Genomic DNA, 13,250 nt, shown 5'->3' with positions numbered 1-13,250 from the left:
AGACGAGTATACGGTGCCGCTGGGAAAGGCCGACATCAAGCGTCAGGGGAAGACCATCACCGTCGTCTGCTACCAATTGATGGTGCATCGCGCCCTCGAGGCGGCCGATATCCTCTCCCGGGAGGGAATCGAGCTGGAAGTGATCGATCTGCGCACGCTGTTGCCGTGGGACAGAGAGATGGTTCTGTCATCGGTGCGCAAGACCGGCAAGGCGTTGATCGTGCACGAGTCACCCAAGACCGGCGGTGTCGGCGGCGAGATCGCCGCGACGATCGTGGAGGAAGCGTTCGATGATCTCGATGCGCCCGTCGCGCGTCTCGCGGCGCCCGATGTCCCTCCGGTTCCCTTCGCACCGCCGATGGAGAAGTTCTTCATGCCCGACGCGGCGAAGATCGCCGCTCGCTGCCGACAACTGGCGGCGTATTAAGCCCCGAAGGGGCGATAGATGTTGGCCCACGGTGCAAGCCGTGGGGACGAAACGCGAAAACACATCACCGGGGATTCTCCGATGCCATACCCGATCGTCGTGCCCCAAATGGGCGAAAGCGTGGTCGAAGGAACCGTCGGCCGCTGGCTCAAGGCCGAAGGTGAACCGATCCTCAAGGATGAAACCGTCGTCGAGATCATGACCGACAAGGTCAACGTCGAGATCCCGGCCATTGAGAAGGGAACCCTCGGCAAGATTCTCGTCCCCGAGGGAACAGTCGTCTCGATCGGCACCGAGATCGGAGTCATTCTCGGCGCCGGAGAATCGCTCCCCAGCGGTTATGGAACCACAGCGCCGCGACCTGCCGTAGCGGCCGCCATTGCCGCACCGGTTGTCGCCGACGACTCGGGGGATGGTGATTCCGCCCGACGCTCCTCGCCGGTGGTACGCCGCCTGCTCCGCGAGCACAACCTGCGCCTGGAGGACATTCCGGCCAGCGGCGCCGGTGGACGCGTCACAAAGGAAGATGTCTTGAACTACGTGCGCGCCCGTCAGACAGCGCCGTCCGCTCCAAGACCAACGACCGAGAAACCCCGGTCCGTACTGACCGTTCCCACCGCCCACGGCGAGGAGACGATCGAACGTCAGCCGCTGGCCGGGGTGCGCAAGCTGATCGCCGACCACATGATCAAGAGCCAGCAGACTTCCGCCCATGTGATGACGATGGATGAGATCGACCTCACCCTTCTGGTCTCGGCCCGTGAGGCGCGCAAGGAGGACTGGAATCATCTGGCCGGTGCCAATGTCACCTACATGCCGTTTTTCGTCAAATCGGCGGTCGCCGCACTGAAGGAGTTCCCGGCGGTCAATGCGTCGATCGAGGGGAATGAGATTCTCTATCGGAAATACTATCACATCGGCGTCGCCGTCGCCCGTGATGAGGGACTGATCGTCCCCGTTGTCCGCTTCGCCGACCAGAAATCGATCATCCAGATCGCCCGTGAAATCGCCGACCTCTCCGAGCGCGCCCGGCGCGAGCAACTGGTCCCCGATGAGGTCACCGGCTCCACCTTCACGCTCACCAATGCCGGCATGTATGGCGCCCTGGCCTCCACCCCGGTGATCAACCAGCCCGAGGTCGCCATTCTGGGGATGCACAAGATCCAGAAGCGTCCGGTGGTGCGCGACGGCCAGATTGTCATCCGCGACATGATGTACGTGACGCTGTCCTTCGATCATCGTCTGATCGACGGTCATGTCGCCGTGCAGTTCCTCCGTCGCCTCTGCGAACGTCTGGAGGACCCCTACGAGCAATTGCTCACCATCGGCTGATGTCATACCGTCACGGTTGACCCGTAGGGGCGCCATTCATGGTGCCCGTCGCTGAGGGCGTGATGAATCACGCCCCTACACAAAACCTCCGCCGACGGCCGGCATCGGGATTCCATTCAGTCGATTGGGGTCTTCTCCCATACCGTGAGGCCCACGAACGCCAACTGGCCGCGCTCGCCGACCGTCTGGCCGGCCGGATCGACGACACTATCTTCCTCGTTGAACACCCGCACGTTTACACCTGCGGGCGCGGCACGGACGTGAGCGGTCTGAAGCTGTCGGACGGAATCGCGATTGTCCCCGTCGAACGCGGCGGCGGGATCACGTATCACGGACCCGGTCAACTGGTCGCCTATCCGATCATGGACGTACGCGCCCAGACCGGCGACCTGCACCGCTTCCTCCGCTGGTTGGAGGACGTGATCATCCATACAATCGCGCACTGGGGATTGGTGGGTGAACACAACCCCGACTACACGGGCGTCTGGGTCGCCGGCCGCAAGATCGCCTCGATCGGCATCGCCGTCCGCCAGTGGATTTCCTACCACGGTGTGGCGCTGAATGTCTCCACTGACCTCACCCGTTTCTCCGCCATTCACCCCTGTGGTCTTCCCCCCGAGACCATGACCTCGATGGAGCAACTGACCGGCCGCACGATCTCCCTCGACGAGGTGAAGTCGAACCTCATCAGGGGGCTGTATTCAGCGTCATTTCGACAATAGTGTGTAGGTCAGGAGCCCCGCGCTCCTGACACATCCCCCCCGCCGACAGTCTGCGCGGTCAGGTACGCCGCATGACTTCGGGAGACCGAGTGTAGCAATAACCCCCATAGCAGGAACGCCAACAGCAGCGGATGGTACAACCAGAGCACTTCCACCAGTAGCTGCGTCGGCGGTCGGGTTGGCAGCGGCGGGTGCAGCAGCAGGGCAAAGAGCGCCAGAAGAAACGGGAACGCGGCCAGATGGGCGTTCCGCTTCAGCGCGTAGAATGCCGCGGGCAACAGCATAATGAACGAATAGGTCTTGAAACGAGGCATGACCAAGGCATAGGTGACGCAGAAGAGGTGCAGCGTCGCCAGATCGGCATCGCCCGCGGACACTGTCCGCAGTCGCCGCCACGATCGGATCGACACCCACAAAATGGCGATGACGGCCGCACCGTACAACAAGAAGAGCCCCGGCTGAGCCCACGGCATTGCGCTCGCAGGGAACACCTGTTCACCGAGATCCCGGATCAGCGCCAGAAGCGACGGGTTTCCATCCGTGCCGCGTTCATCGATCCGCCAGGCGGCGTCGACAAAACGCATGAACAACGATGGATCGGCGAAGTACGAGAGCGCCAGCAGACCCACAGAGGCGGCAACCGAGCCGACCAGAAATCGCCAGCGGCGTGGAGACGGTGAAAAGACCAGCAGCAACAGGAAGACGGCGGGTGTCAGCTTGAACGACGCCGCCAGTATGACAAGTGCACTGAAAGCCAGCAACCTCCCTCGCAGAAGCAAGACGATACCCGACCACAGCAGGAACTGCTCCAGGATGGAGATGTTGCCGGTCATCAGGTCCATGTAGATGGTTCCACTGAAGCCCAGCAGGAGTATCAGGACCATCGGCAATGGCGCTGCGTCGCGAAATAGATACCGGCGCCAGATGAAGATCAGACCGATCAGTGCCAGCACCTTCAGGCCCAACCAGACATAGTAGGCCACATCATATGGAAGCTCCGCCAACAGGCGAAAGGCGGTCAGGATCGGCGGTGGATAGACAAACGGCAGGAGAGGACAGGATGGTGCGAACTTCTGGATTTCCTGCGGATTATAGGGATCGACCCCGACCGGGTATCCCCGCGCCGCGTAGTAGTAGACGCGGAAATCCCACTGATAGCGATCCGGCCGGAGGGCGATGTTGGCGATCAGATAGACGGCAAAGAGGACAAGCAGCCCGACGGCGGCCGCGGTCAGTATCCGACGTCTGCCTCCCTGGTTCGATTCGGCCATGTCCGTGGTCCCCATCCGTAACCAGGAGGTCGTAGGCCGCGCCGACCGTCTCGCGAGTGGGCGACGATCAGATCAACGGAGCAGCAGTATCACGTCCCCTTGTGTGTCGTGTCGACCACTCCCCCGGGGAGTTTGTGGAGGTTGGCACCGTGCACCCGCTCGATCTCGGCGCGAATGTCCGCCCCGGGACGTCCCGCTGCGAGCTGAGAGTTCACCCAGTCGCGGATGCGGCGCGGTAGCTCCCCCGGGCAATTCAACAGCGGATTGGTGCAACCCGGCATCGGACAGGAGAATCCCGCGACGATCCAGGCATCCTCCACCGGAATCACGTCGTTCAGCACTGTCGGTGTCACGGCTGTTTGGGTCGCGGCAACTCCACCGACTTCCTGCCGTCCGATGAAGAAGCCGCCAATCCCTCCGGCCAGCAATCCTACCAGGAACAGCAACACCAGATTGGCCCGCGCACCGTTTGCAGCACCCATCTCGACCTCCTTGAGATCAGCCATCGCAAGACAAGAAGACTACTCCCTGTGGGAGTGCGCTCGTCCAGCGCGGTCGACTGGCCCGGCGACGCGAAATACGGCCTCGTCCGGGCGTCGCACGACCGAACACCACAGCGACGCATCATCGCGGGCGCCCCGAGAGCGTCCAACACAATGAGAAATCCGAGGTGTATTTTGGTTTCGGCATGTTGAATGCACTGGTCACAGCCCCTCACCCTGCCCTCTCCCCAGAGGGAAGAGGAGAAGTCTAACAGGTTGCCGAAAAACGCCGAAAATGTGGATCGGTCCCACCATTGTCATCCTGGGCGAAGCGAAGGATCTGCTGTTTCTCCCCACGAAGCCAACAGCAGATTCTTCGCCCCGCCAAAGAGCGGCGGGGCTCAGAATGACATGGATGGTCCTTCTTCAGCATCCTGCCAACCTCTCCCTCCGGGAGAGGTCGTCCGCCTCCGGCGGGCGGGTGAGGGCGTCTTCCTTTCGTTCATTCTACCGGATGCCCCAAGGCAACAACGTTCTCTCGACCCGCGTCACGCCATCAGCGTGTCGGTTTCGTCTCCGTATCATTCAGCCACAGAACCGGCGCCCCCGGCTCCAGTGCATAATAGAGCATCTGCGCATCGACCGGCGAGACGATCAACTCCAACGTCTTGCGGTGATCAAACGGATTGAGACGCGAGATCCATGTGCTCCAACGCTCGGCAAATGAACGATCCTCGGCCGCCCCCTCCGGGGTCATGATGCGCAACCCGAGGCTTTGCGTCAGCGTCACCTCAAATCGTCGTGGCATCACGCGACGGATCAGGTCCGGGTTCACGGAAGACACCTTGGCGATGACACCGATGACGGTGTCGTTGACCGCCTGCCCACCGGAGCGGACCTCCCGTCGCACCACGCTCTGCCATCCGGTCTTCAGCCGTTCGTTCCAGTTCCCCGCAAAACCGCGCACCTCGGCAGGATCGGCGACACGCAGTGAGCATTGCACGAGGGGAATATCACCGTAGCGGACGTATGCCTGTCCGGCCGCCGGATTCAGGATGACGTGGTAGACCGTGTCCCTGGCAAAACGCGCCCGCACCGCGGACACCGACAGGGAATCCGCGGCGCCGGCGATGTCGGGGCCACCCATGAGGAGGGCAGCCACCCCGACAATCAGGAGCCGATACACGGCCGTCACCACCTTCAAAAGATCACCACCGGTGTTCCGAGCCGAACCTTCGGATAGAGGTAGTCGATATCCGTGGACGCCATACGAACGCATCCGTGCGTCGCGGCGATCCCGATCAACCGCTCGTACAGCGTGCCATGGATGAAGAACCCATCCCCGAATCCAATGGCATAGTCACCCATGACGTTCGGATCCAGTCGCTCCTCAGAGTTCTTCGGCGGAACCGGCTCCCCTTCCTCGATGAACGCCCAGTCGGGCTTCCGCCACCAAGGGTCGGTCACACGCGAATCGACCGCAAAGATGCCGCGCGGCGTGTGGAATCGCCATTCCCGCCCGTTCACCGTGTCGACCAATTCGCCGCCGGTCCCGGTCGAGCACAAGGCGGTGTACAGGATGCTGTCGGCCGTGCGCCAGTACAGATGATTGGTATGTGTATCGATGACAATGTACGGCCCTTTGGTGACGGCGCGTACCTGGGCCCTGGCATTCTTCCGCGCGCGTGAGCGTTTGGCCGACTTGTCGACCGGCCCATTAGGCGGTGCCGTCAGCTTGCATTGCGCCTCCAAAGCCAGCGAATTCGGCGGCGGCGGTGGATCGATCCACACGAAATCCGGTCGCGCACTCAGGGCGGCGGCCAATGTCCCGCCCAGCCCCAGCACTACCACCAGTGCCGCCGACCACAACATCCCACGGCGTCTCAACATCATTCCGGCCATCCTTCGACATCACGCACAATCGTCACCCGGTCGCCGACGTGCATCTGCCGCATGAGCCGATCCATGTCCGGATTCGAAAGCGCCACACACCCTTCCGTCCAGTCACGACCCCGACCGCCCTCCCCATGAATCTCTATATTGCCGCCGATCCGGGCGCCACGCGGTATATTGCCCACCTTGCGGTTCTTCTCAAAGCGAAGACGATCGTATTCGTTGGGATAGTCCAGCACCAGGGCCTTGTAGTATCGGCTGCCCCGATCCCGGCACTGGGTCACTCTGTAGATCCCCTCCGGTGTGGCTCCATCGCCGGCGCGCAGCTTCGGCTGCCATGAGCGATAGCCGAATTCCACCGGAAAGTCCGTCACGATCCGGCCCTGCCGCAACAAATAGGCCCGCCGATCGGTCTTGACGACAACCAAGGCCGTGGAATCGGTGGCCCGAGACCATGCCACTGTTTCGTCAACCATATGTCGCCAGCGCGGTAGCTCCCGATCATCGACCCAGTTCTTGTCCTGACGTTCCCTCAGCACTGCCAGCGCCTCCCGCGCTTCGAGAACCGCCGCTTCGGCTTGCACCAGGGATTCCTGCTCAAACGACCGTTGCGCGGAGGCGACTCTCAACTCCGCCTCCGTCAATTCCCGCTGCAAAGGAATGCGCGCCAGGTGCTGGTCGATTCCGCGTTGCTGCGTCGACAGATCCTTCGCCAGTTCGGCGATCTCCCCACCCAGCTTCAGCCGTTGCGCCTCGCGGGCCTCGCGGGCGAGACGAATCGCCTGGCGCGCCGACTGCCCCGCCCGGATGAACAGCGATTCGGCCGGCGCAAAGTGCCGTTCAAAGAACCACTGCCGATTCTCCGTCGTGATCACCAGCCACGCCGAATCATACCGCGCCTTCGCCTCCTCCCAAACCATCGGCGCATCGACTTCGGCCCTCTCGCGACGGCATTCTTGAAGCGCGTCCCACGTTACGCGGGACAACTCGATGGGTGCCTTCTCGCACCCCCCAACCAACAGCATGCCGGCGATTCCCACCGGCCACCAGTACCGCCCCCTGCTCACGGTCCCCCTCGGCTGCACACGTTGCTCCGCTCTCTATTGTACGTTCCCGACATAGATGTCGTCACGAGAACCGGCCCCCCAAACCAACGGCCGTCGCGTCAGCCCCTACTGACGGACGGCCGTTTGCCGTTGTTCGTTGGTCCGACCGCGAGGGGTGGTTATCTCCTGCGGGCACCCTTCTTCGCCATCGCGGCTTCGAGTTGAGTCCGCATCGCGGCGCAACGGTCGCGAATCGTCTGGGCCTTGTTCTTCGCCGTGTCGAAGTCGTTGCGATCGAACCCCGCCTGGGCCTCGGTCATCATGCCTTGGAGGGCGGTCATATCCTGCTTCATCAACTCCAGCTCGGCCTTGGTGTCTTTGCCGACCGGCGCCTTGGCCAACAGGGCCACGGTCGAATCCAGCTCCACCCGGACTGCCGCCAGCATCTGGCGGGTCTCCTCACGCACCCGCGCCATCTCGGCTTCGGCCTTGGTCTTGGTCGTGGCCGCTAAACCCGCCGCCTTTTCATACAGCGCCTTGGACTTGCCATACGAGCGGAACAGCGAGAACCGGCCATCTTGTGCCGCCTTCTCGGCCTTGGCGGCCTGCAGCGTATCCTGCAGCATTTGCCAATCCTGAGGCGCGTACTTCGAGGCTTGCGACGCACTGGCCGCCTGCACGGCCTGCTCCGCGTTCGCCATCTCCATCTCCGGCGGCTTCGAGCATCCGGCCACAATCAAGGCCAGCGCCAAAGGCAACACCATCAATCGGAACGCCTTCTTCATTTCTCCTCCTCTTCGGGACCTCCCGAATTCGTGATCGACTTCAGTTTCCCGGCGCTCGTGGCGCCATCCCCTAACATTCTCAAATCTCGGCGAGCTATCCCAGCGCGTTTGCTCTTTGTGCTGCTCCTTTCCCGATGATTCCCTGCAGTCGGCACCTGCCCCAAAAAAACAGACCCGCCACACGAGCGAGCCTCTCCGAACCGGGTTGTCGTGGGTCGGTGGGTAGGGGGCCTTGGATTCATCGTTTCAGCGGCGGGCAACCCAGGGCCAAATCTGGTCGCTACGGGCCGTTGGCCGGCCGCTTTATGGAGCGGTTTGATACACAAGTCCTGCCAAATAGCAAGGGAAATTTCACCCCCCCTGGCAAAAGCCCCCGACGATACCCATTCGGGCCCGCCACATCGCCATAATCGCCTGATAGATATATTGTTGCACCGACAGCTTGACAACCAGACCCCGCCACTGTCCACGACGATTATTGCCGGCTTTCCGTGAACTTGCAAAGGAACCTTGCCACTGATCAGGAGTTTTCGCTACCATCCGTCGCCAACCACAAACCGAGGGCAAAACCCTCCGATTTCGGACCTTTCTCAACGGAATCAATGACCATGACCTCATCCTCTGACAGCGTTCCCCGCGATCTGGCCGACAAAGTCGCGGTCATCACCGGCGGCACCAAGGGAATCGGCCGCGCCGTGGCCCGTCGTCTGGCGGCGCGTGGCTGCCACGTCGTCGTCAACTACTTCCGTTCCCGCAACGCCGCCGCCGAGACCGTCGCCGAGCTCGAGGACCGCGGCGTCCGCGCCCTGGCCGTCCGCGGCAACATCGGCAACAAGGACTTTCATCCCAAGCTCTTTGCCGAAGTGAAAGAGGTCTTCGGCCAAGTCGACATCCTCGTCTCCAATGCCGCCCTGGGCCTGTTCGCCAACATCATGGACGTCGATGAGCGCGCCTGGGACCTCTCCTTGCACACCAACGCCGAAGCATTCCTCTTGTGCGTGCAACAGGTCGCGCCGATGATGCCGCCGGGCGGCAAGATCGTCGCGCTCTCGTCGCTCGGCTCCACCCGTTACATCCCCGGCTACTCCGCCATCGGCATCTCAAAGGCCGCGATCGAAACGCTCACCCGCTACCTCGCCCATGAACTGGCGCCCCGCCATATCAATGTCAACACCGTCTCCGGCGGCTTCATTGATACCGATGCCCTTAAGTCGTTTCCCAACTATGATGACATGATGCGCGAGGTTATTCATCGCACCCCGTTCGGACGCGTCGGCACGCCCGACGAGGTCGCCGACGTCGTCGTCTTCCTCTGCACCGACGCCGCCCGCTGGATCACCGGCCAGATCATCATCGTCGACGGCGGCTATTCTCTCACCTGAACGCTTCTGTGGGCGCGGTCTGTCGAAGATCCCGAGCGGAGCCGAGGGGCCGCCCCCGCCATTGTCTCTTGTGCCACGGGTCTTCAGACCCGTGCCGCCAGCCTTCTCGCGACGGGGATTCACGGGTCTAAAGACCCGTGGCACCGGGCTCTCGTGGCCCAGCCGAACTTGTAAGACCGGTTGTAGGCCCGGTCGGTGCCATGGGTCGGTCGAGCCTCGGCGGTGCCGAATTCATATTGACAATATGCACGGTCGCGCGTATTCTCATGCCAGCGTGCGTGGCAAAAACTGAATATCGCCGAAGGGAGCTGGTATGCTCGCAAGTCAGGACGCATTGAAGCGCATCGTCAGGTGCGTGGCTGTTTGCTTGGCCGTTTGCCTGCTCTCCGCTTGTGCCTTCCACACCGGCATCTGCGGCACAGACCCGAAAGGCAAGCTCACCTACTACATCGCCTCGATCCGCGAGAAGAAGATCCAGGGCAACTGGGGGGCGCGGGCAGCGCTGGCGGCCCGCCAGGAAACGATTAATGGTCGTTGGGCGCTGGAGACGGCGCCGGCCACGGATCAAGAGGACGGGCCCATAGATGCCGAGATGCGCGACTCGACGGGTGCTGTCGTCTGGCAGGGACGTGTTCGGCAGACAGTTCTCTCGGTGTCCCAGCCCGCGTTCGTTTCCTACTCGGAGGGATATCCCGAGATTGAAGTCTACAACATCGCGGTCCGGAAAGAACCGGTCTACTCTGGATCGGTCTTTCCGATCTCCCAAGTCATTCAGTCACCCGACGGAACCGTCTTCGGCCTCGTGGGATACGACGGCTTCAGTTGGATGTCCACGCGCGGGGATCTGCTTGGGCAAGTTCCGTTCGGCGATTCCATCCGTGCCATCAGCTATGCGATCGCTGATAGCGGCACTCTGGTCGCCATAGGGGCGATGCAGCCCCATTACTCTCTCAAGCCCAAGCCGCTGAACGCCAAGGAAATGCCGCAACTGTCCGGGCAAAGAGAAATCGACACCCTACATGAACACTCGCGGCCGAACGATGGGGCCACAACCGAGAGTAGCGCAGACCCCGACAGGAGTATGCGGCAGCCTTTCGGCGGGGCAACCCCAGGACGGCCCCAATCCGAGGTCTTTGTCTTCGACCGGCGAGGAAACCCCGTGACCACGCTCGCTTCTCCGCAACTCCGCGGCATTCCGCGAGCCCTGGCAATCTCCGGAGGCTCGGTCCCCTTAGTGGCCATTGCGAACGACTTCGGAGTGTCGCTGTGGAAGGTCGGAGGCGATTGCGTCTGGTATGACTCTACGGCGTTCGCGCCACCAGGAAGGGAAGGCGTACGGGCACTCTGTGTCACCGGTGCCCGCGGCGTGCTCTCAGTGGGCGCCGGTTCGCGGATTTTCCGGGCATGGGACCGTAGTGGTTTGGCTCTGGGACAGATCGTGCTGCCAGCCGATCTCGACATCACTCGGGAGTCAATGCTGTGCAATCCGACGGACACGAGCGCAAGCATCCGCACGGAGCATCAGGTGGCGACTGTGAAGTGGAGGTGACCGAACCGCAGCATCGCGCTTCCGGCTCCGAAGGAGGTACCGTCATGATCAAGGTCATTGATCGGTTGAGCCCGCTTACGCCTCTGATGGCTTGGGCTGTCATCAGTGGTCTTGCGCTACACGGTAACGCGGTGGCAGGAAACACGTCTGCGCTGCCCTCTCCCCCGTTCACTCCCTTCTTCTTCGACCACCGGTGGCCCAGTGAGCATCCATCCACTCCCGGCCTTCATTGTGGGAGTACTCAGCCGCTTGTTTCCGCCGTGATGGGAGAATTCAGGCCGTCTCCCGCCCACTACCATGGCGGTGTCGACATCGCCATCGCTGCGTACACTCCTGTCTATTCAGTCCTTGAGGACCAGGTGTATGTGGGACAAGTGACCACCACTGGTATCTGGATTTACGTGCCGTGGAGTCACGAAACATGGGAGCCCGCGCAGGAAAGCGACTACAGGTACCTTCACATTATCCCCGATTCCAGTCTGGAGAGCAACGATGAGATCGTGTGGAACTTGGCGGCGACCGGTCGCTACCAAGACCCACCTGGCTCCGGCAACTGGAAGTTCCCCGTCCATCTGCCCATCGCTTGGGTTGCCCCGGCCTCCCAAGCCAATCCCAGTCCTCACCTTCATTATGAAGAGAATTGGTGGCAGTCTGACAAGGGCAACTTCCGATTCAACCCGCTCGTCTGGCTCTGCCCATGGCAAGACAACGACTGTCCTGTTATCGAAGGCGTTGACGCATTCACGAGCCATGGCGCCCAGATTGTCGAGGGCGATGGCTCATACAACGACCCTTGGATCGTCTATGACGACTTCGATGTTCGTGTCCATGCCCATGATGTGCTCCCATCGCGTCCCTACAACAAGGCTGGGATTTGGCAGCTTGTACTCAGCATCCGGGATGAACAGGGGGGCGCTCCTGTACCTGATGGCCAATTCGGTTATTTCTTCTCTTTCTTGCCGCTCACGGCCTGGTCCGACGATCCCAACAAGGGCGTGACCTACATCTACGACGTGTCCCGCTCGACCCAGTCTGATTACTACTACTGGGCTACAAATTACTACGACGCGTTCAACGGCGGCACGAATGGCGCCATCCCCATGCGCGACCTCTCGCTCAAAGGAATACAACCCGACGATGAGTACGGCATCGCCTACAACACGAAGTACGCCATCACGCTGGAATGCTGCGATTTCGACTGGAACTGTGCCGACAAGACCGTCTGGGTCCAGCGGTACACGCCGCCCTTCCCGAATCCCGAATGTGGCCCATCGAGTTGCTTCAATTTCAGCACGGGCGACATGAATCTAAACCACCGATGCTATGAAATAGGAGACGCTGTCAAATTCACGAACTACTTCATTTACGGCGACAGCGTCTGGAGTCCTTATCCTGCCTACCGGGACTGCCAGATATTCAACTCCGATGTGAACAACGACAACATCGTCCTCACCGTGGCCGATCTGATCTACATGATCCGCATCATTACAGGCGACGCTGAACCATTCCCGCCTGGTCAAGGCCCCCGCCTCTCCCCCTACGCCCACAGCGCGGAAGTCACGTCCAAGGTCGAAAGCGACATGCTGCGCGTGTCCGTTGCTTCCCCCGTCGATCTCGGCGCGGCGCTGTTTGTCTTTCGCGGCAGCGATCTCCCGACGAGAAAGCCCACGCTTTCGGCTGCCGCCGATGGCATGCAGATCAGGTCCGCCGTTCATGACGACGAGTTCCGCGTCCTGATCTCTCCTAACATTGTCCATCCCGGCATGATGCCCGCCGGAGCGCACGAGATCTTCACCGTTCCCCTGAACGGCACGCACGACGTGGAACTGACGGAAGTTCAACTGTCCGACACCCGTGGCGCCTTGGTCTCGGTCAATCGCCCCGGCGTTGCTGCGCCCCGGGACTTTGCCGTCCTGCAGAACTACCCGAACCCGTTCAATGCCGGGACCGTGATTCCCCTCGAGTTGAAGGAGGCATCGGACTGGTCGGTCGTGATCTACAACGTCCTCGGGCAGGCGGTGCGGACGTTGTCCGGCATTGGCGATGCCGGGCGTGTGCAGGTCACATGGGATGGATGCGACCGTAATGGGATCGCGGTTCCCTCCGGCGTCTACTTCTACCGCGCCAGCGTCGGCGACTATGCCGCCGCCCGCGAGATGGTTGTGCTCAGGTAGCGAGCCCGACACGAAGCGAGTGAGGACAGGGGGCTTTCAGCCCCCTGACAGTGGGCGGAACCCACCCTTGTATCTCATACCGTATGCGTGCGTCCTTGTCCACTGAGATGAGTTTGGCGGTGATGAGATCGTCCCACCCTGGGGCCGTGAGAGCCCGTCATGTAGCTGGATCCGTCACCGCTTCCAT

12 protein-coding genes are annotated in these 13,250 nt (G+C 61.7%); 6 read left to right on the top strand and 6 right to left on the bottom strand.

Translation table 11 applies throughout. The features are described 5' to 3' along the window. From AB1792_08155 to lipB, 3 genes are all read left to right on the top strand, one after another. Nucleotides 1-427, top strand: a 427-nt coding sequence (locus AB1792_08155) for a transketolase C-terminal domain-containing protein (protein MEW5702185.1), incomplete at its 5' end; no start/stop codon positions are given. A gap of 81 nt (nucleotides 428-508) precedes the next feature. Continuing rightward, nucleotides 509-1,759: a dihydrolipoyllysine-residue succinyltransferase gene (sucB, locus tag AB1792_08150; protein MEW5702184.1), complete on the top strand. Its 1,251-nt coding sequence runs from the start codon at nucleotides 509-511 to the stop codon at nucleotides 1,757-1,759. Between the two features lie 62 nt (nucleotides 1,760-1,821). Continuing rightward, on the top strand, nucleotides 1,822-2,481 hold the full coding sequence (gene lipB, locus AB1792_08145) for a lipoyl(octanoyl) transferase LipB (GenBank protein ID MEW5702183.1): 660 nt from the start codon (nucleotides 1,822-1,824) through the stop codon (nucleotides 2,479-2,481). Between the two features lie 8 nt (nucleotides 2,482-2,489). On the opposite strand, the gene AB1792_08140 is transcribed toward lipB, so the two are convergent. The 6 genes from AB1792_08140 to AB1792_08115 form a co-directional block, all read right to left on the bottom strand. After that, nucleotides 2,490-3,752, bottom strand: coding sequence for a glycosyltransferase family 87 protein (locus tag AB1792_08140; protein ID MEW5702182.1), 1,263 nt, complete (start codon nucleotides 3,750-3,752; stop codon nucleotides 2,490-2,492). 89 nt (nucleotides 3,753-3,841) lie between these two features. Next, entirely contained in the window at nucleotides 3,842-4,234 is a 393-nt protein-coding gene (locus AB1792_08135; GenBank protein ID MEW5702181.1) for a hypothetical protein, read from the bottom strand. A gap of 556 nt (nucleotides 4,235-4,790) precedes the next feature. Continuing rightward, nucleotides 4,791-5,438 carry a hypothetical protein gene (locus tag AB1792_08130; GenBank protein ID MEW5702180.1) on the bottom strand — a complete coding sequence of 216 codons (648 nt, stop codon included), beginning with the start codon at nucleotides 5,436-5,438 and terminating at the stop codon, nucleotides 4,791-4,793. Beyond that, nucleotides 5,435-6,127 carry a L,D-transpeptidase gene (locus AB1792_08125; GenBank protein ID MEW5702179.1) on the bottom strand — a complete coding sequence of 231 codons (693 nt, stop codon included), beginning with the start codon at nucleotides 6,125-6,127 and terminating at the stop codon, nucleotides 5,435-5,437. The genes AB1792_08130 and AB1792_08125 overlap by 4 nt, the downstream gene beginning before the upstream one ends. Beyond that, nucleotides 6,124-7,194, bottom strand: a complete 1,071-nt coding sequence (locus AB1792_08120; protein MEW5702178.1) for a L,D-transpeptidase family protein — start codon at nucleotides 7,192-7,194, stop codon at nucleotides 6,124-6,126. The genes AB1792_08125 and AB1792_08120 overlap by 4 nt, the downstream gene beginning before the upstream one ends. Nucleotides 7,195-7,352: 158 nt before the next feature. After that, entirely contained in the window at nucleotides 7,353-7,958 is a 606-nt protein-coding gene (locus AB1792_08115; protein ID MEW5702177.1) for a hypothetical protein, read from the bottom strand. 608 nt (nucleotides 7,959-8,566) lie between these two features. Here AB1792_08115 and AB1792_08110 point away from each other — a divergent pair. From AB1792_08110 to AB1792_08100, 3 genes are all read left to right on the top strand, one after another. Then, on the top strand, nucleotides 8,567-9,340 hold the full coding sequence (locus tag AB1792_08110) for an SDR family oxidoreductase (GenBank protein MEW5702176.1): 774 nt from the start codon (nucleotides 8,567-8,569) through the stop codon (nucleotides 9,338-9,340). A gap of 313 nt (nucleotides 9,341-9,653) precedes the next feature. Then, nucleotides 9,654-10,889: a hypothetical protein gene (locus AB1792_08105; protein MEW5702175.1), complete on the top strand. Its 1,236-nt coding sequence runs from the start codon at nucleotides 9,654-9,656 to the stop codon at nucleotides 10,887-10,889. Between the two features lie 263 nt (nucleotides 10,890-11,152). Continuing rightward, the gene (locus tag AB1792_08100) at nucleotides 11,153-13,063 is read left to right on the top strand and encodes a FlgD immunoglobulin-like domain containing protein (protein ID MEW5702174.1); all 1,911 of its coding nucleotides are present in this window, start codon (nucleotides 11,153-11,155) and stop codon (nucleotides 13,061-13,063) included. The last annotated feature ends 187 nt before the right edge of the window (nucleotides 13,064-13,250 follow it).

The sequence above is a fragment of the Candidatus Zixiibacteriota bacterium genome, from assembly GCA_040752595.1.
Classification (GTDB): domain Bacteria; phylum Zixibacteria; class MSB-5A5; order WJJR01; family WJJR01; genus JACQFV01.
The sequence above is the reverse complement of the archived record's forward strand: the minus strand, read 5'-3'. Positions and strand labels throughout refer to the sequence as shown.